This window comes from Pseudomonas sp. R43(2017) (assembly GCF_002112345.1).
In the GTDB taxonomy this organism is placed as follows: Bacteria; Pseudomonadota; Gammaproteobacteria; order Pseudomonadales; family Pseudomonadaceae; genus Aquipseudomonas; species Aquipseudomonas kribbensis.
In genome coordinates this window covers 364,834-382,814 of sequence record NZ_NEHJ01000008.1, presented here as the reverse complement: position 1 = coordinate 382,814, position 17,981 = coordinate 364,834, and the positions used below count along the sequence as shown (strand labels likewise).

The window sequence follows — 17,981 nt, the reverse complement described above, 5'->3', positions numbered from 1 at the left end:
GTTTCTGCCTTCCGCCCAGGAGATTCAATCAATGCAATGGCTCCCCCACATCACCGTCGCCACTATCGTCGAGGACAATGGTCGTTTCCTGATGGTCGAGGAACACAAGGCTGGCCGTAACGTGCTCAATCAGCCCGCCGGCCATCTGGATCCGGACGAAACCCTGATCGAAGCCGCCGTGCGCGAAACCCTCGAAGAAACCGGCTGGGACGTCGAACCCACCGCCGTCATCGGCATTTATCTGTACACCGCGCCGAGCAATGGCGTGACTTACCAGCGCGTATGCTTCAGCGCCAAAGCCGTGAAACACCACCCGGATTACCAACTGGACGACGGCATCGTCGGCGCCAAGTGGCTGACCCGCGACGAATTATTGGTCCAGCGCGACAACTGGCGCAGCGAGCTGATCATCCGCTGCATCGATGATTATCTGGCCGGCAATCGCTTCGGTCTCGAACTGATCCGCCCTTCCCTTTAGCCTTGAGGCCGTGAGCCTGATAGAATCGCGTCCTTTTTCAAGACACTCATTGAATCCCTATGCGTGATCCAGCCCCTTCTGACACATCCAAGAAGCGCGTCATTGTCGGCATGTCCGGCGGCGTGGACTCTTCCGTTTCCGCTCTCCTGCTGATCGAGCAGGGTTATGAGGTGGAAGGCCTGTTCATGAAGAACTGGGAAGAAGACGACGGAACGGAATACTGCACTGCCATGGACGACCTGGCGGATGCCCAGGCCGTGTGCGACAAAATCGGTATCAAGCTGCACACCGCCAACTTCGCCGCCGAGTACTGGGACAACGTGTTTGAGCATTTCCTGGCCGAATACAAGGCCGGCCGCACGCCGAACCCGGACATCCTGTGCAACCGCGAGATCAAGTTCAAGGCGTTCCTCGACTACGCCATGATGCTCGGCGCCGACCTGATCGCCACCGGCCACTACGTGCGTCGCCGCGACATCGATGGCCGTACCGAACTGCTCAAGGGCCTGGATCCGAATAAGGATCAGAGCTACTTCCTGCACGCCGTCGGCGGTGAACAGATCGCCAAGACCCTGTTCCCGGTCGGTGAGCTGGAGAAACCGGAAGTCCGTGCGATTGCCGAGAAGTACGAGCTGGCGACTGCCAAGAAGAAGGACTCCACGGGAATCTGCTTCATCGGCGAGCGTCGTTTCAGCGATTTCCTCAAGCAATACCTGCCGGCGCAACCGGGCGAGATCAAGACCACCGAAGGCGAAGTCATCGGCCGTCACCACGGCTTGATGTACCACACCATCGGTCAACGCCAGGGCCTGGGCATCGGCGGCCTGAAAGACGCCGGCGACGAGCCGTGGTACGTGCTGCGCAAGGATCTGGACACCAACGAGCTGATCGTCGGCCAGGGCAACAACCATCCATGGCTGTTCTCCGGCGCCCTGCTCGCTTCGGAAATCTATTGGGTCAACCCGATCGACTTGAGCCAACCGCTGCGCCTGACTGCCAAGGTCCGTTATCGCCAGAGCGATCAGGCCTGCACCCTGGAAAAAACCGCGACCGGTTATCGCGCCGTGTTCGACGAGCCACAACGCGCGGTCACGCCGGGCCAGTCGGTGGTGTTCTATGACGGCGAAATCTGCCTCGGTGGCGGCGTGATCGAAGTCGCCGAGCCGTGGAGCGGCCAGGCATGAGTCCGACTCAGGAGCAATTGACGGCTCTGGGTGGCGTGTTTCTCGCCGCCGTACTGGTCGACCGGATCGCCAAGACCGGCCAGACCAATGAGGCCGGCCTGAGTTGCATGCTCGGCAGCCTGCTGGTTCGCGACCCGAAAGACACGCTGGACGTGTACGGCGGCGACGACATCAATCTGCGCGAGGGTTATCGCGCCTTGATCGGCGCCCTCGAGCGCGACCCGAGCACCCTTCAGCGCGAGCCGCTTCGCTACGCTTTGTCGATGCTGGGTCTTGAGCGACAACTGGCCAAGCGCAACGACATGCTCGACGTGATCGGCAAGCGTCTGCCGCAGATCCAGTCGCAGGTCGAACATTTCGGCCCGGCCCACGAAAACGTGATCGCAGCCTGCGGTGCGCTGTATCAGGACACCCTGAGCACCTTGCGCCAACGCATCCAGGTGCACGGCGACATGCGCAACCTGCAGCAGCCGAGCAACGCTTCGAAGATTCGCGCCCTGCTGCTCGCCGGCATTCGTTCGGCACGCCTGTGGCGTCAGCTCGGCGGTCATCGCTGGCAGTTGGTGATCAGTCGTCGCAAGCTGCTCAAAGAGCTGTATCCGTTGATGCGCAGCGAGTAAATCACCGCGCAATAAAAGCTTTGTAGTCTGTAACGCGTAATACGCCGGTCAGTTGGCGACGGACCGGCGGATTTTTTCATGTATGATACGCGCCCCATTTCGTTGCCCGACTGTCCGAGAACACCCCATGCAGCTCTCTTCGCTCACTGCGGTTTCCCCTGTTGACGGCCGCTACGCCGGCAAAACCCAGGCCCTGCGCCCGATTTTCAGCGAGTACGGCCTGATCCGTGCCCGCGTTCTGGTTGAAGTGCGCTGGCTCCAGCGCCTGGCCGCTCACGCCGGCATCCCGGAAGTGCCAGCCTTCTCCGCCGAAGCCAACGCCGTTCTGAACGAACTGGCCGAAAACTTCTCGCTGGAGCACGCCGAGCGCGTGAAAGAGATCGAGCGCACCACCAACCACGACGTGAAGGCGATCGAGTACCTGCTCAAGGAGCAGGCGGCCAAGCTGCCGGAACTGGCCAAGGTCAGCGAGTTCATCCACTTCGCCTGCACCAGCGAGGACATCAACAACCTGTCCCACGCCCTGATGCTGCGCGAAGGCCGTGACGACGTGATGCTGCCGCTGATGCGCCAGACCGCCAACGCCATCCGCGAACTGGCCCTGCGCTTTGCCGACGTGCCAATGCTGTCGCGCACCCACGGTCAGCCGGCTTCGCCGACCACTCTGGGTAAAGAGCTGGCGAACGTGGTTTACCGTCTCGAGCGTCAGATCGCTCAAGTCGCTGCCGTTCCGCTGCTGGGCAAGATCAACGGTGCTGTCGGCAACTACAACGCTCACCTGTCGGCCTACCCGCAGATCGACTGGGAAGCCAACGCCCGCGCCTTCATCGAAGACGAGCTGGGCCTGGCCTTCAACCCGTACACCACGCAGATCGAGCCGCACGACTACATCGCCGAGCTGTTCGACGCCATTGCGCGCTTCAACACCATCCTGATCGACTTCGACCGTGACATCTGGGGCTACATCTCCCTGGGTTACTTCAAGCAGCGCACCATCGCCGGCGAAATCGGTTCGTCGACCATGCCGCACAAGGTCAACCCGATCGACTTCGAAAACTCCGAAGGCAACCTGGGCATCGCCAACGCGCTGTTCCAGCACCTGGCGAGCAAACTGCCGATCTCCCGCTGGCAGCGCGACCTGACCGACTCCACCGTGCTGCGCAACCTCGGTGTCGGCTTCGCCCACAGCGTGATCGCGTACGAAGCCAGCCTCAAAGGCATCAGCAAGCTCGAACTGAACGCTGACAAGATCGCTGCCGATCTGGACGCTTGCTGGGAAGTCTTGGCCGAGCCGATCCAGACCGTGATGCGTCGCTACAACATCGAAAACCCGTACGAGAAGCTGAAAGAACTGACTCGCGGCAAGGGCATCAGCCCTGAAGCGCTGCAGACTTTCATCGATGGCCTGGACATGCCGGCCGCTGCGAAAGCCGAGCTCAAGCAACTGACTCCGGCCAACTACATCGGCAACGCTGTAGCGCAAGCCAAACGCATCTGATCGACTGCTTGACCCGTTTGAGACGCCCGGCCGCGCCGGGCGTTTTTATTCCCGTCTGAAAAATGCTTTTTTTCAATAGGTTACATATGAATCCCGATATTCCTCTTCAACTTCTGGGTGGTCTCACGGCGCGCGAGTTCATGCGCGATTACTGGCAGAAAAAACCACTGCTGATCCGTCAGGCGATTCCTGATTTCGAAAGCCCGATCGACGCCGACGAACTCGCCGGCCTGGCCCTGGAAGAAGAAGTCGAATCGCGCCTGGTGATCGAGCACGGCGAGCGCCCATGGGAACTGCGCCGCGGCCCGTTCGCCGAAGACGAATTCAGCAAACTGCCGGAGCGCGAGTGGACACTGTTGGTGCAGGCCGTCGATCAGTTCGTGCCGGAAGTCAGCGAGCTGCTGGAAAACTTCCGCTTTCTGCCGAGCTGGCGTGTCGATGACGTGATGATCAGCTTTGCAGCACCGGGCGGCAGCGTCGGCCCGCACTTCGACAACTACGACGTGTTCCTGCTGCAAGGCCACGGCAAGCGCAATTGGAAAATCGGCCAGATGTGCGATTCCGAGAGCCCGCTGCTGCAACATGCGGACCTGCGCATCCTCGCCGAATTCCACGAGACCGAAGAGTGGGTCCTGGAACCGGGCGACATGCTCTACCTGCCGCCGCGCCTGGCCCACTGCGGCGTGGCCGTCGATGACTGCATGACCTACTCGGTCGGCTTCCGCGCACCGAGCGCCGCTGAAGTGCTGACCCACTTCACCGACTTCCTCAGCCAGTTCCTGACTGACGAAGAGCGCTACACCGACGCCGATGCGAAACCGGTCAGCGATGATCCGCACCAGATCCAGCACGATGCTTTGGGCCGCCTGAAAGCGCTGCTCGCCGAGCACATGAGCGACGAACGTCTGCTGCTGACCTGGTTCGGCCAGTACATGACCGAGCCGCGTTATCCGGAGCTGGTAGTCGGCCCGGAAGAAGTCGAAGAAGAAGACTTCCTCAGCGCCCTCGAAGACGGTGCCATCCTGATCCGCAACCCGAGCGCACGCCTGGCATGGTCGGAAGTCGATGACGATCTGCTGCTGTTCGCCAGCGGCAAGAGCCGTTACCTGCCGGGCAAGCTGCGCGAGCTGCTGAAGCTGATCTGTTCGGCTGACGCCCTGCACACCGACAACCTCGGCGACTGGCTGAGCGACGAAGACGGCCGTGGCCTGCTGTGCGAACTGGTCAAACAGGGAAGCCTGGGGTTCGCCGACGATGAATAAGATTCGCGTACGCGTTGCAGACTGGCAAAAGGACAACGCCGAGATCCGCCGCATTCGCGAAACGGTGTTCATTGCCGAACAATCGGTTCCACCCGAGCTTGAGTGGGACGCCGATGACGCCACGGCGGTGCATTTCCTGGCCTTCGAAGGCGACTTTCCAATCGGCACCGCCCGCCTGCTGCCCGACGGGCACATAGGCCGGGTTTCGGTGCTCAAGGACTGGCGCGGACTGAAGGTCGGCGACGCGCTGATGCAAGCGGTCATCGCCGAAGCTGAAGCTCGCGGACTGAAGCAGCAGATGCTCAGCGCGCAGGTGCAGGCCACGGCGTTCTATGAGCGTCTGGGTTTCAATCTGGTCAGTGAGGAATTCCTGGAAGCCGGGATTCCGCATGTCGACATGGTTCGCCATTCGGCTTAAGCCCGAGGCGCTCCCTTCGCGAGCAAGCTCGCTCCCACAGGATTTACGCTGAACCTGTGGGAGCGAGCTTGCTCGCGATAGCGGCCTCAAGAAAACTCAAAACGCCCCGCCATCGACCGATGCCGGGGCGTTTTGCTGTCTAGGATTCAACTTGCCCCACCCCGGGCCGACAAACTGGCAATATCAAGCCTTTCGAAAGCGGAGATAACGGACATGTCCCTACGCACCCTGCTCACCACCTTGCTGCTCGGTTGCAGTTTTTCGGTGCTGGCAGCCACAGAAATCGTGCCCCTCAAGTACCACACCAGCGCCGACATGCTGCCGGTAGCTCAGGACTTCATCGGCAAGGACGGCCAGGTCAGCGCCTATGGCAATCAGCTGATCGTCAAAGCCGAGCCGGACAAGATCCAGGAGCTCAAAGCCCTGCTCACCCAGCTCGATACCGCACCCAAACGCCTGCTGATCACCGTCGACACCAACGAAAACAACCAGCAGAACACCGGCGACCAGCAAACCAGAATCATCAACTACAGCACCGCCAGCCGTGACGGCGGCATTCAGCAGATTCAGGCCAGCGAAGGCGCACCCGCGCTGATCCAGGTCGGCCAGAGCGTGCCGATCACCAGCAGCCAGACCAACTCCTATGGCGATTACAGCAGCCAGACCCAATATCGCAACGTCACTCAGGGCTTCTATGTCACCGCCAGCGTTACCGGCGACACCGTTCACCTGGCAATCAGTACCAACCGTGACCGCATGAGCCAGGAACGTCCCGATGTAGTGAACGTGCAAAGCACCGACACAACTGTCACAGGGCGCCTGGGCGAGTGGATCACCCTCGCCGGCGTAAACCGTGAGACTCAGGCCGACAAACAGGGCCTGGCCCGCAGCTACTCGACTCAAGGCCGGGATGACATGACGTTGCGGGTGAAAGTCGACACGCTGGACTAAAGCACCAAAAACTGACTGATTAGTCGTATTAGACGAAAGATGTAGTGCTTGAAAAAAAGCACTACAAAACGTTTGACGAGCCAAAAAAGCGAAGGCATGATGGCCTCGCTCCCGCTAATCAGAGGCCCTGGCAAGGGCCTTCGAAGCGATGCTCGCAACCATCCCCGCGAGCCGTTTCGTGTCTGTACCGCCCACAAGGTGTGTTTGACGAGGTTGCCGACTGGAACGAAGTTGTCCCGAGGGACGGAAGCGTAATTAGGTAACCCGGCTTTACACTGTAGTTCGCACAAAGGCCCACGACGCCCGAATGCGCCCGCCAGTTCGCCTTTACCTGCTCACCTCCCCTCGAGCCCATCGTTCATCCCGTCGCCTGCCCCGCCGAACCCGACCTGACCACCTAAGCTTCTGGTCAGCGAGCGCAAGGAATTTTCCACCGCAGAACAACTTTTCATAAAGACGCGACGAGGTTTATCTCCATGGCACTGACACGCGAACAGCAAATTGCAGCCCTTGAAAAAGACTGGGCTGAAAACCCGCGCTGGAAAGGCGTGACTCGCAATTACTCCGCTGCTGACGTCGTCCGTCTGCGTGGCTCGGTTCAACCAGAGCACACTTTTGCGAAAATGGGCGCCGAGAAGCTGTGGAACCTGGTCACCCAGGGTGCCAAGCCGTCTTTCCGCCCAGAGAAAGATTTCGTCAACTGCATGGGCGCCCTGACCGGCGGCCAGGCTGTACAGCAGGTCAAAGCCGGTATCCAGGCGATCTACCTGTCGGGCTGGCAAGTCGCTGCGGACAACAACTCCGCAGAATCGATGTACCCGGACCAGTCGCTGTACCCGGTGGACTCGGTTCCAACCGTGGTCAAGCGCATCAACAACTCGTTCCGTCGTGCCGACCAGATCCAGTGGAAAGCCGGCAAGAACCCGGGCGACGAAGGCTACATCGACTACTTCGCGCCGATCGTGGCTGACGCTGAAGCCGGTTTCGGCGGCGTACTGAACGCCTACGAGCTGATGAAGAGCATGATTGAAGCAGGCGCCGCCGGCGTTCACTTCGAAGACCAGCTGGCTTCCGTGAAGAAATGCGGCCACATGGGCGGCAAGGTACTGGTTCCAACCCAGGAAGCCGTGCAGAAGCTGACCGCTGCTCGCCTGGCTGCCGACGTTGCCGGCGTACCGACCATCATCCTGGCCCGTACCGACGCCAACGCTGCCGACCTGCTGACTTCCGACTGCGACCCGTACGACCAGCCGTTCGTAACCGGCACCCGCACTCAGGAAGGCTTCTACAAGGTGCGTGCCGGCCTGGACCAGGCAATCGCCCGTGGCCTGGCCTACGCGCCGTACGCCGACCTGATCTGGTGCGAAACCGCTAAACCAGACCTGGACGAAGCCCGTCGCTTTGCTGAAGCGATCAAGAAGGAATACCCGGACCAGATCCTGTCGTACAACTGCTCGCCTTCCTTCAACTGGAAGAAAAACCTGGACGACGCGACCATCGCCAAGTTCCAGCGCGAACTGTCCGCCATGGGTTACAAGCACCAGTTCATCACCCTGGCCGGCATTCACAACATGTGGCACAGCATGTTCAACCTGGCGCACGACTACGCCCGCAACGACATGACTGCCTACGTGAAGCTGCAGGAGCAGGAATTCGCTGACGCCGCCAAGGGTTACACCTTCGTGGCTCACCAGCAGGAAGTGGGCACCGGCTACTTCGACGACATGACCACCGTGATCCAGGGTGGCACGTCCTCGGTGACCGCGCTGACCGGTTCGACCGAAGAAGAACAGTTCCACTGATCGACTTCACCGAGTAAACGGCCTTTGCGGACCGTATAGAAAGCTAACCGCATAGCCGAAAGACTGACGCCCCGACTGGTTCGGGGCGTTTTTTTTGCCTGCGACCTGCTGAACGCCCCAGAGCTGGCACAGCCTTTCAGGCGAAACATTGATCCAGAGCGGTATCCGCGTCACAAAAATCGGTTAAAACGGGCGCCGCCGCTACTTGCAGTAACGCGGATATAAGACAACTTCCCAACTGCCCAATCGCTAAACAGTTACAAAACCACTCCAAACGATATTAATTATCATTTAGCGACAACTATGTTCGTTACATTTCCTACAAAACATAATTCGTGAAATCCCGGCTAATGCCCGCAACGCATGGGCTACAGGGCCATAGAGGTGCGCTATGTCCTTATTCCAATAAATAATTTCGCTATAGGAATTTTACTTGCAGGGTGTTTAGCCATAAAATCAGCGCGATTGATTGCTGCGACATATCGTCACTGCCTTATTTCTTTATCAAGCTCAGAGACCTTTGCTCTCTGTTAAGGATTTCCAGCATGCCCGAAGCGACAGGACTCATGGCCCACAACTGGGGCTTTGCCATTTTCCTTCTGGGTGTAGTCGGCCTGTGTGCCTTCATGCTCGGCGTCTCCAGCCTCCTCGGGTCAAAAGCCTGGGGCCGCAGCAAAAACGAACCGTTCGAGTCCGGCATGCTACCTACCGGTGGCGCCCGCTTGCGGCTCTCAGCCAAATTCTATCTGGTCGCGATGCTGTTCGTGATCTTCGATATCGAAGCCCTCTTTCTCTTTGCATGGTCTGTGTCCGTCCGCGAAAGCGGCTGGACCGGATTCGTCGAAGCTCTCGTTTTCATAGCAATTCTGTTGGCAGGTCTTGTCTACCTGTTCCGAGTGGGCGCCCTTGACTGGGCTCCGGAAGCTCGTCGCAAGCGGCAGGCGAAGCTGAAACAATGAGGCTTTGGCAATGCAATACAATCTCACCAGAATCGACCCCGATGCTCCTAACGAGCAGTATCCGATCGGCCAGCGGGAAACCGTTTCCGATCCGTTAGAAGATCAAGTCCACAAAAACATTTTCATGGGCAAGCTGGAAGACGTGCTGAGTGGCGCGGTCAACTGGGGACGTAAGAACTCCCTGTGGCCGTACAACTTCGGTCTTTCGTGCTGCTACGTGGAAATGACCACCGCCTTCACGGCGCCCCACGACATCGCGCGCTTCGGCGCCGAAGTTATCCGGGCATCACCGCGTCAGGCCGACTTCATGGTTATCGCCGGGACCTGCTTCATCAAGATGGCGCCGATCATTCAGCGTCTCTACGAGCAGATGCTCGAGCCGAAATGGGTTATCTCCATGGGTTCGTGCGCCAACTCCGGTGGCATGTACGACATCTACTCCGTGGTTCAAGGGGTGGACAAGTTCCTGCCCGTGGACGTCTACGTACCTGGCTGCCCGCCCCGTCCAGAAGCATTTCTGCAAGGCTTGATGCTGTTGCAGGAATCCATTGGCCAGGAGCGTCGCCCACTTTCCTGGGTCGTTGGCGATCAAGGCGTTTATCGCGCCGACATGCCTTCGCAGAAGGAACAGCGCCGCGAACAGCGAATCGCAGTCACCAATCTGCGTAGCCCTGACGAAGTCTGATCCAGATCTGTTTCAAAGAAACGAGAAGCTGGCTTCATTCTTTACGTTGACCGAAAGCGAAAAAATAACCATGACTACAGGCAGTGCTCTGTACATCCCGCCTTACAAGGCAGACGACCAGGATGTGGTCGTCGAACTGAACAACCGTTTTGGCGCCGAAGCGTTCACCGCTCAGCCGACCCGCACCGGCATGCCGGTGCTGTGGGTGGCCCGCGCCAAGCTCGTTGAAGTCCTGACTTTCCTGCGCAACCTGCCCAAGCCGTACGTCATGCTCTATGACTTGCACGGCGTGGACGAGCGTCTGCGCACCAAGCGTCAAGGGCTGCCATCGGGCGCCGACTTCACCGTGTTCTATCACCTCATGTCGCTGGAACGTAATAGTGACGTGATGATCAAGGTCGCCTTGTCCGAGAGCGACCTCAGCTTGCCGACCGTCACCAGCATCTGGCCGAACGCCAACTGGTACGAGCGTGAAGTCTGGGACATGTACGGCATCGACTTCAAAGGTCACCCTCACCTGTCGCGCATCATGATGCCGCCGACCTGGGAAGGTCACCCGCTGCGCAAGGACTTCCCGGCGCGCGCCACCGAATTCGATCCGTTCAGCCTGAACCTGGCCAAGCAACAGCTCGAGGAAGAAGCCGCGCGCTTCCGCCCTGAAGACTGGGGCATGAAGCGTTCCGGCCCGAACGAGGACTACATGTTCCTCAACCTGGGTCCGAACCACCCTTCGGCTCACGGTGCGTTCCGCATCATCCTGCAACTGGACGGTGAAGAGATCGTCGACTGCGTTCCGGACATCGGCTACCACCACCGTGGCGCCGAGAAGATGGCCGAGCGTCAGTCCTGGCACAGCTTCATTCCGTACACCGACCGTATCGACTACCTCGGCGGCGTGATGAACAACCTGCCGTACGTGCTCTCGGTCGAGAAGCTGGCCGGCATCAAGGTGCCGGAGAAGGTCGACGTCATCCGCATCATGATGGCCGAGTTCTTCCGGATCACCAGCCATCTGCTGTTCCTGGGTACCTACATCCAGGACGTCGGCGCAATGACTCCGGTGTTCTTCACCTTCACCGACCGCCAGAAGGCGTACACGGTGATCGAAGCCATCACCGGCTTCCGTCTGCACCCGGCCTGGTACCGCATCGGTGGCGTCGCCCACGACCTGCCGCGCGGCTGGGACAAACTGGTGAAAGACTTCGTTGAATGGCTGCCAAAGCGCCTCGACGAATACACCAAGGCCGCCCTGCAGAACAGCATCCTCAAGGGTCGTACCATCGGCGTTGCCCAGTACAACACCAAAGAGGCCCTGGAATGGGGCGTCACCGGTGCCGGCCTGCGTTCCACCGGTTGCGACTTCGACCTGCGTAAAGCGCGTCCATACTCCGGCTACGAGAACTTCGAGTTCGAAGTGCCGCTGGCCGCCAACGGCGATGCCTACGACCGCTGCATGGTTCGCGTCGAAGAGATGCGCCAGAGCGTCAGGATCATCGACCAGTGCCTGCGCAACATGCCGGAAGGCCCGTACAAGGCGGATCACCCGCTGACCACGCCGCCGCCGAAAGAGCGCACGCTGCAGCACATCGAAACCTTGATCACGCACTTCCTGCAAGTTTCGTGGGGCCCGGTCATGCCGGCCAACGAATCCTTCCAGATGATCGAAGCGACCAAGGGCATCAACAGTTATTACCTGACGAGCGACGGCGGCACCATGAGCTACCGTACCCGGATCCGTACTCCGAGCTTCGCCCACCTGCAGCAGATCCCTTCGGTGATCAAAGGCAGCATGGTCGCGGACCTGATTGCGTACCTGGGTAGTATCGACTTCGTTATGGCCGACGTGGACCGCTAAGCATGAACAGCACGCTTATCCAGACAGACCGTTTCACCTTGAGTGAAACCGAGCGCTCGGCCATCGAGCACGAGCTGCATCACTACGAAGACCCGCGCGCGGCGTCGATCGAAGCCCTGAAAATCGTCCAGAAGGAACGCGGCTGGGTGCCCGACGGCGCCCTGTACGCCATCGGCGAGATCCTCGGCATCCCGGCCAGCGACGTTGAAGGCGTGGCCACGTTCTACAGCCAGATCTTCCGTCAGCCGGTCGGCCGTCACATCATTCGCGTCTGCGACAGCATGGTCTGCTACATCGGCGGCCACGAGTCGGTGGTCAGCGAAATCCAGAACAACCTGGGTATCGGCCTGGGGCAGACCACCGCCGACGGTCGTTTCACCCTGCTGCCGGTCTGCTGCCTCGGCAACTGCGACAAGGCACCGGCGCTGATGATCGATGACGACACCTTTGGCGATGTCCAGCCTGCCGGCGTCGCCAAACTGCTCGAGGGCTACGTATGACCCTGACTTCTTTCGGTCCGGCCAACCGCATCCAGCGTTCGGCCGAGACTCACCCGCTGACCTGGCGCCTGCGTGACGACGGCGAAGCCGTATGGCTCGACGAATACCAGGCCAAGAACGGTTACGCCGCTGCGCGCAAAGCCTTCGCCGACATGGATCAGGACGCCATCGTCCAGACCGTGAAAGACGCCGGCCTCAAGGGTCGCGGCGGTGCAGGCTTCCCCACTGGCGTGAAGTGGGGCCTGATGCCCAAGGACGAATCCATCAACATCCGCTACCTGCTGTGCAACGCGGATGAAATGGAGCCGAACACCTGGAAAGACCGCATGCTGATGGAGCAACTGCCCCATCTGCTGATCGAAGGCATGCTGATCAGCGCCCGCGCGCTGAAAACCTACCGTGGCTACATCTTCCTGCGTGGCGAGTACACCACCGCCGCCAAGCACCTGAACCGTGCCGTGGAAGAAGCCAAGGCTGCGGGCCTGCTGGGCAAGAACATCCTGGGCAGCGGCTTCGATTTCGAGCTGTTCGTCCACACCGGCGCCGGGCGTTACATCTGCGGTGAAGAAACCGCACTGATCAACTCCCTCGAAGGCCGCCGCGCCAACCCGCGCTCCAAACCGCCCTTCCCTGCCGCCGTTGGCGTGTGGGGCAAGCCGACCTGCGTGAACAACGTTGAAACCCTGTGCAACGTGCCGGCGATCATTGCCGACGGCGTGGACTGGTACAAATCGTTGGCCCGCGACGGCAGCGAAGACATGGGCACCAAGCTCATGGGCTTCTCCGGCAAGGTCAAGAACCCTGGTCTGTGGGAACTGCCGTTCGGCGTGACCGGCCGCGAGCTGTTCGAAGACTACGCCGGCGGCATGCGCGACGGCTACAAGCTCAAGGCCTGGCAGCCAGGCGGCGCCGGTACCGGTTTCCTGTTGCCGGAACACCTCGACGCACAAATGTACGCCGGCGGCATCGCCAAGGTGGGCACCCGTATGGGTACCGGCCTGGCCATGGCGGTGGACGACAGCGTCAACATGGTGTCCCTGCTGCGCAACATGGAGCAGTTCTTCGCTCGCGAATCCTGCGGTTTCTGCACCCCTTGCCGTGATGGCCTGCCATGGAGCGTCAAGCTGCTGATGGCCATCGAACAAGGCCGTGGCCAGCCGGGCGACATCGAGACCCTGCTGGGTCTCGTCAACTTCCTCGGCCCGGGCAAGACCTTCTGTGCTCACGCACCGGGTGCCGTGGAGCCGTTGGGCAGTGCCATCAAATACTTCCGTCCAGAGTTCGAAGCCGGTATCGCGCCTGCAAGCGCCGCCGTCCCGCATCTGGCGAAGCCGATTGTAGTCGGCGCGTAAACGCTTAAAAAAAGGCGAAGGGTCCGTGCCCTTCGCCTTTCGTCCGATGACGCCTTTCGGGGCTGACTGGATTCGGACGGATAACAAGATTCCATTAGCCACGCCCGCTGACACCGGGCCAACGAAGACCTTTGAACCATGGCCACTATCCACGTAGACGGCAAAGCGCTCGAAGTCGACGGGGCAGACAACCTGTTACAGGCATGTCTGTCGCTGGGCCTCGACATCCCTTATTTCTGCTGGCACCCCGCGCTTGGTAGCGTCGGGGCCTGCCGCCAGTGCGCGGTCAAGCAGTACACCGACGAGAACGACACCCGTGGTCGCATCGTCATGTCCTGCATGACCCCGGCCACCGACAACACCTGGATCTCCATCGACGATGAAGAATCCAAGGCGTTCCGCGCCAGTGTCGTCGAATGGCTGATGACCAACCACCCGCACGACTGCCCTGTGTGCGAGGAAGGCGGTCACTGCCACCTGCAAGACATGACCGTGATGACCGGCCACAACGAGCGCCGTTATCGCTTCACCAAGCGCACCCACCAGAACCAGCAACTGGGCCCGTTCATTTCCCACGAAATGAACCGCTGCATCGCCTGCTACCGCTGCGTGCGTTTCTACAAGGACTACGCCGGCGGCACCGACCTCGGTGTGTACGGTGCCCACGACAACGTGTACTTCGGTCGCGTTGAAGACGGCACCCTCGAAAGCGAGTTCTCCGGCAACCTCACCGAGGTCTGCCCGACCGGTGTGTTCACCGACAAGACTCACTCCGAGCGCTACAACCGCAAATGGGACATGCAGTTCTCGCCGAGCATCTGCCATGGCTGCTCCAGCGGTTGCAACATCTCCCCGGGCGAGCGTTACGGCGAACTGCGTCGCATCGAAAACCGTTACAACGGTTCGGTGAACCAGTACTTCCTGTGCGACCGTGGCCGTTTCGGTTATGGCTACGTCAACCGCACCGACCGTCCACGTCAGCCGCTGCTGGCCGACGGCACCAAGCTGAGCCTGGACGACGCGCTGGACAAAGCCGCCGACCTGCTGCGCGGTCGCAACATCGTCGGTATCGGTTCGCCGCGTGCCAGCCTGGAAAGCAACTATGCGTTGCGTGAACTGGTGGGCGCCGAGCACTTCTACTCCGGTATCGAAGCCTCCGAGCTGGAACGCATCCGTCTGGTCCTGCAAGTGCTGAAAGACAGCCCGCTGCCAGTGCCGAACATGCGCGACATCGAAGACCACGACGCCGTGTTCGTCCTCGGTGAAGACCTGACCCAGACCGCCGCCCGCATGGCCCTGGCCCTGCGTCAGTCGGTAAAAGGCAAGGCCGAAGACATGGCCGAAGCCATGCGCGTCCAGCCTTGGCTCGACGCTGCGGTGAAGAACATCGGTCAGCACGAACTGAACCCGCTGTTCATCGCCAGCCTGGCTGAAACCAAGCTCGACGACATCGCCGAAGAGTGTGTACACGCCGCTCCTGACGATCTGGCCCGCATCGGTTTCGCCGTGGCTCACGCCCTGGACGCCAGCGCACCGGCCGTCGAAGGTCTGGACGCCGAAGCCCTGGAACTGGCCAAGCGCATCGCCGACGCCCTGCTCGCCGCCAAGCGCCCGCTGATCATCGCCGGTACTTCGCTGGGCTCCAAAGCCTTGATCGAAGCCGCGGCGAACATCGCCAAAGCCCTTAAGCTGCGCGAGAAGAACGGCTCGATCAGCCTGATCGTGCCGGAAGCCAACAGCCTCGGTCTGGCCATGCTCGGTGGTGAATCGGTTGACGCCGCGCTGCAAGCCGTGATCGACGGCAAGGCCGACGCCATCGTCGTGCTGGAAAACGATCTGTACACCCGCACCTCGAAAGCCAAGGTCGATGCGGCACTGAACGCTGCGAAAACAGTGATCGTTGCCGACCACCAGAAGACTGCCACCAGCGACCGCGCGCATCTGGTCCTGCCAGCTGCCAGCTTCGCTGAAGGCGACGGTACGCTGGTCAGCCAGGAAGGTCGCGCCCAGCGCTTCTTCCAGGTTTTCGACCCGCAATACATGGACGCGAGCATTCTGGTCCACGAAGGCTGGCGCTGGCTGCACGCCCTGCGCGCCACCCTGCTGAACCAGCCGATCGACTGGACGCAACTCGACCACGTGACCGCTGCCGTTGCTTCGAGCACCGCGCAACTGGCCCGTATCGTCGACGCGGCGCCGTCCGCTTCGTTCCGCATCAAGGGTCTGAAACTGGCACGTGAGCCGTTGCGTTATTCCGGTCGCACCGCAATGCGTGCCGACATCAGCGTTCACGAACCGCGCACCCCGCAAGACAAGGACACCGCGTTCGCCTTCTCCATGGAAGGTTACTCGGGTTCCGCCGAACCGCGTCAGCAGGTTCCTTTTGCATGGTCGCCGGGCTGGAACTCGCCGCAAGCCTGGAACAAGTTCCAGGACGAAGTCGGTGGTCACCTGCGCGCTGGCGATCCAGGCACTCGTCTGATCGAAAGCACCGGTGATTCGCTGAACTGGTTCGCCGCCGCGCCACGTGCATTCAACCCGGCGCCGGGCACCTGGCAAGCCGTGCCGTTCTTCCACCTGTTCGGCAGCGAAGAGAACTCTTCGAAAGCCGCTCCGGTTCAGGAACGCATCCCGGCGGCCTACGTTGCTCTGGCCAAGTCCGAAGCCGATCGCCTGGGCGTCAACGACGGCGCACTGCTGAGCCTCAACGTTGCCGGCCAGACCCTGCGTCTGCCGCTGCGCATCAATGAAGAGCTGGGCGCAGGTCTGGTGGCATTGCCTGCGGGCATCGCCGGCATTCCACCGGCATTCGCCGGCGTATCCGTTGATGGTCTGCAGGAGGCAGCGCAATGACCTGGTTCACCCCTGAAGTGATCGATGTGATCCTGACGGTCATCAAAGCCATCGTGATCCTGCTGGCCGTTGTGGTCGCAGGCGCGTTGCTCAGCTTTGTCGAGCGTCGCCTGCTGGGCTGGTGGCAGGACCGTTACGGTCCGAACCGCGTTGGTCCGTTCGGCATGTTCCAGATCGCTGCCGACATGCTGAAGATGTTCTTCAAGGAAGACTGGACCCCGCCGTTTGCCGACAAGGTGATCTTCACCCTGGCACCGGTGGTGGCCATGTCCGCCCTGCTGATCGCGTTCGCGATCATCCCGATCACCCCGACCTGGGGCGTGGCGGATCTGAACATCGGCCTGCTGTTCTTCTTCGCCATGGCCGGTCTGTCGGTCTACGCGGTGCTGTTCGCCGGCTGGTCGAGCAACAACAAGTTCGCCCTGCTGGGCAGCTTGCGTGCCTCGGCACAGACCGTGTCCTACGAAGTATTCATGGGCCTGGCCCTGATGGGCATCGTGGTGCAGGTCGGCTCGTTCAACATGCGCGACATCGTCGAGTACCAGGCGCAGAACCTGTGGTTCATCATTCCGCAGTTCTTCGGCTTCTGTACCTTCTTCATCGCTGGCGTGGCCGTGACTCACCGTCACCCGTTCGACCAGCCGGAAGCGGAACAGGAACTGGCCGACGGTTACCACATTGAATACGCCGGCATGAAATGGGGCATGTTCTTCGTCGGTGAATACATCGGCATCATCCTGATCTCGGCGCTGTTGGTCACCCTGTTCTTCGGTGGCTGGCACGGTCCGTTCGGCATCCTGCCGCAACTGTCCTTCGTCTGGTTCGCACTGAAGACCGCGTTCTTCATCATGCTGTTCATCCTGCTGCGCGCATCTATCCCGCGTCCGCGTTATGACCAGGTGATGGACTTCAGCTGGAAATTCTGCCTGCCACTGACCCTGATCAATTTGCTGGTGACCGCTGCAATCGTGTTGTGGAACACGCCTGCAGTTGCGGTTCAGTGAGGATTTGACCCATGTTCAAATATATTGGCGACATCATTAAGGGTACCGGTACCCAGTTGCGCAGCCTGGTCATGATCTTCGGTCATGGCTTTCGCAAGCGCGACACCCTGCAATACCCGGAAGAGCCGGTCTACCTGCCGCCACGCTACCGTGGCCGTATCGTCCTGACCCGTGACCCCGATGGCGAAGAACGCTGCGTAGCCTGCAACCTGTGCGCCGTGGCATGCCCGGTGGGTTGCATCTCGCTACAGAAAGCTGAAACCGAAGACGGTCGCTGGTACCCGGACTTCTTCCGTATCAACTTCTCGCGCTGCATTTTCTGCGGTCTCTGCGAGGAAGCCTGCCCGACCACCGCGATCCAGCTGACGCCGGATTTCGAGATGGCCGAGTTCAAACGTCAGGACCTGGTGTACGAGAAAGAAGATCTGCTGATCTCCGGCCCCGGCAAAAACCCTGATTACAACTTCTATCGTGTTGCAGGTATGGCCGTTGCGGGCAAGCCGAAAGGCGCCGCACAAAACGAAGCCGAGCCGATCAACGTGAAGAGCTTGCTGCCTTAA

Annotated in this window: 16 protein-coding genes; all 16 read left to right on the top strand. The window is 60.5% G+C overall.

Going from position 1 to position 17,981, the window contains the following annotated elements; translation table 11 throughout:
• Nucleotides 1–31: 31 nt before the first annotated feature.
• The 16 genes from CAG02_RS23210 to nuoI all read left to right on the top strand — a co-directional run bounded on the left by CAG02_RS23210 (nt 32) and on the right by nuoI (nt 17,981).
• Complete coding sequence (locus CAG02_RS23210) at nt 32–478, top strand: NUDIX hydrolase (RefSeq protein WP_085712385.1); 447 nt, start codon at nt 32–34, stop codon at nt 476–478.
• 59 nt (nt 479–537) lie between these two features.
• Nucleotides 538–1,662: a tRNA 2-thiouridine(34) synthase MnmA gene (gene mnmA, locus CAG02_RS23205; protein WP_085712386.1), complete on the top strand. Its 1,125-nt coding sequence runs from the start codon at nt 538–540 to the stop codon at nt 1,660–1,662.
• Nucleotides 1,659–2,282 carry a high frequency lysogenization protein HflD gene (hflD, locus tag CAG02_RS23200; protein ID WP_064380694.1) on the top strand — a complete coding sequence of 208 codons (624 nt, stop codon included), beginning with the start codon at nt 1,659–1,661 and terminating at the stop codon, nt 2,280–2,282. The genes mnmA and hflD overlap by 4 nt, the downstream gene beginning before the upstream one ends.
• A gap of 127 nt (nt 2,283–2,409) precedes the next feature.
• Nucleotides 2,410–3,780, top strand: a complete 1,371-nt coding sequence (purB, locus tag CAG02_RS23195; protein ID WP_085712387.1) for an adenylosuccinate lyase — start codon at nt 2,410–2,412, stop codon at nt 3,778–3,780.
• An 86-nt stretch (nt 3,781–3,866) separates the two neighbouring features.
• Nucleotides 3,867–5,042 carry a cupin domain-containing protein gene (locus CAG02_RS23190; protein WP_085712388.1) on the top strand — a complete coding sequence of 392 codons (1,176 nt, stop codon included), beginning with the start codon at nt 3,867–3,869 and terminating at the stop codon, nt 5,040–5,042.
• The gene (locus CAG02_RS23185) at nt 5,035–5,460 is read left to right on the top strand and encodes a GNAT family N-acetyltransferase (RefSeq protein WP_085712389.1); all 426 of its coding nucleotides are present in this window, start codon (nt 5,035–5,037) and stop codon (nt 5,458–5,460) included. The genes CAG02_RS23190 and CAG02_RS23185 overlap by 8 nt, the downstream gene beginning before the upstream one ends.
• Before the next feature lie 213 nt (nt 5,461–5,673).
• On the top strand, nt 5,674–6,411 hold the full coding sequence (locus tag CAG02_RS23180; RefSeq protein ID WP_085712390.1) for a secretin N-terminal domain-containing protein: 738 nt from the start codon (nt 5,674–5,676) through the stop codon (nt 6,409–6,411).
• Between the two features lie 476 nt (nt 6,412–6,887).
• Entirely contained in the window at nt 6,888–8,213 is a 1,326-nt protein-coding gene (aceA, locus tag CAG02_RS23175) for an isocitrate lyase (protein WP_011334956.1), read from the top strand.
• Between the two features lie 545 nt (nt 8,214–8,758).
• Entirely contained in the window at nt 8,759–9,172 is a 414-nt protein-coding gene (locus CAG02_RS23170; RefSeq protein ID WP_003223812.1) for an NADH-quinone oxidoreductase subunit A, read from the top strand.
• 10 nt (nt 9,173–9,182) lie between these two features.
• Nucleotides 9,183–9,857 carry an NADH-quinone oxidoreductase subunit B family protein gene (locus CAG02_RS23165; RefSeq protein ID WP_007951456.1) on the top strand — a complete coding sequence of 225 codons (675 nt, stop codon included), beginning with the start codon at nt 9,183–9,185 and terminating at the stop codon, nt 9,855–9,857.
• Between the two features lie 70 nt (nt 9,858–9,927).
• Complete coding sequence (gene nuoC / locus CAG02_RS23160) at nt 9,928–11,712, top strand: NADH-quinone oxidoreductase subunit C/D (protein ID WP_085712391.1); 1,785 nt, start codon at nt 9,928–9,930, stop codon at nt 11,710–11,712.
• Nucleotides 11,713–11,714: 2 nt separating this feature from the next.
• Nucleotides 11,715–12,212 (top strand): NADH-quinone oxidoreductase subunit NuoE, encoded by a 498-nt coding sequence (gene nuoE, locus CAG02_RS23155; RefSeq protein WP_003223804.1) that lies wholly within the window; start codon nt 11,715–11,717, stop codon nt 12,210–12,212.
• Nucleotides 12,209–13,564: an NADH-quinone oxidoreductase subunit NuoF gene (gene nuoF / locus CAG02_RS23150; RefSeq protein WP_085712392.1), complete on the top strand. Its 1,356-nt coding sequence runs from the start codon at nt 12,209–12,211 to the stop codon at nt 13,562–13,564. The genes nuoE and nuoF overlap by 4 nt, the downstream gene beginning before the upstream one ends.
• A 138-nt stretch (nt 13,565–13,702) precedes the next feature.
• Nucleotides 13,703–16,417 carry an NADH-quinone oxidoreductase subunit NuoG gene (nuoG, locus tag CAG02_RS23145; protein WP_085712393.1) on the top strand — a complete coding sequence of 905 codons (2,715 nt, stop codon included), beginning with the start codon at nt 13,703–13,705 and terminating at the stop codon, nt 16,415–16,417.
• Nucleotides 16,414–17,421 carry an NADH-quinone oxidoreductase subunit NuoH gene (nuoH, locus tag CAG02_RS23140; RefSeq protein ID WP_007951460.1) on the top strand — a complete coding sequence of 336 codons (1,008 nt, stop codon included), beginning with the start codon at nt 16,414–16,416 and terminating at the stop codon, nt 17,419–17,421. Before nuoG ends, nuoH begins: the two co-directional genes overlap by 4 nt.
• A gap of 11 nt (nt 17,422–17,432) precedes the next feature.
• Nucleotides 17,433–17,981, top strand: coding sequence for an NADH-quinone oxidoreductase subunit NuoI (gene nuoI, locus CAG02_RS23135; protein ID WP_085712394.1), 549 nt, complete (start codon nt 17,433–17,435; stop codon nt 17,979–17,981).

Bases quoted from the DNA above. Each gene is read 5' to 3' on its own strand.
- CAG02_RS23165 (WP_007951456.1), top strand. From the start codon at position 9,183: ATGCAATACAATCTCACCAGAATCGACCCCGATGCTCCTAACGAGCAG.
- nuoE (WP_003223804.1), top strand. From the start codon at position 11,715: ATGAACAGCACGCTTATCCAGACAGACCGTTTCACCTTGAGTGAAACC.
- CAG02_RS23170 (WP_003223812.1), top strand. From the start codon at position 8,759: ATGCCCGAAGCGACAGGACTCATGGCCCACAACTGGGGCTTTGCCATT.
- hflD (WP_064380694.1), top strand. From the start codon at position 1,659: ATGAGTCCGACTCAGGAGCAATTGACGGCTCTGGGTGGCGTGTTTCTC.
- aceA (WP_011334956.1), top strand. From the start codon at position 6,888: ATGGCACTGACACGCGAACAGCAAATTGCAGCCCTTGAAAAAGACTGG.
- nuoG (WP_085712393.1), top strand. From the start codon at position 13,703: ATGGCCACTATCCACGTAGACGGCAAAGCGCTCGAAGTCGACGGGGCA.
- purB (WP_085712387.1), top strand. From the start codon at position 2,410: ATGCAGCTCTCTTCGCTCACTGCGGTTTCCCCTGTTGACGGCCGCTAC.
- mnmA (WP_085712386.1), top strand. From the start codon at position 538: ATGCGTGATCCAGCCCCTTCTGACACATCCAAGAAGCGCGTCATTGTC.
- CAG02_RS23185 (WP_085712389.1), top strand. From the start codon at position 5,035: ATGAATAAGATTCGCGTACGCGTTGCAGACTGGCAAAAGGACAACGCC.
- nuoF (WP_085712392.1), top strand. From the start codon at position 12,209: ATGACCCTGACTTCTTTCGGTCCGGCCAACCGCATCCAGCGTTCGGCC.
- nuoC (WP_085712391.1), top strand. From the start codon at position 9,928: ATGACTACAGGCAGTGCTCTGTACATCCCGCCTTACAAGGCAGACGAC.
- CAG02_RS23180 (WP_085712390.1), top strand. From the start codon at position 5,674: ATGTCCCTACGCACCCTGCTCACCACCTTGCTGCTCGGTTGCAGTTTT.
- nuoH (WP_007951460.1), top strand. From the start codon at position 16,414: ATGACCTGGTTCACCCCTGAAGTGATCGATGTGATCCTGACGGTCATC.
- CAG02_RS23190 (WP_085712388.1), top strand. From the start codon at position 3,867: ATGAATCCCGATATTCCTCTTCAACTTCTGGGTGGTCTCACGGCGCGC.
- CAG02_RS23210 (WP_085712385.1), top strand. From the start codon at position 32: ATGCAATGGCTCCCCCACATCACCGTCGCCACTATCGTCGAGGACAAT.
- nuoI (WP_085712394.1), top strand. From the start codon at position 17,433: ATGTTCAAATATATTGGCGACATCATTAAGGGTACCGGTACCCAGTTG.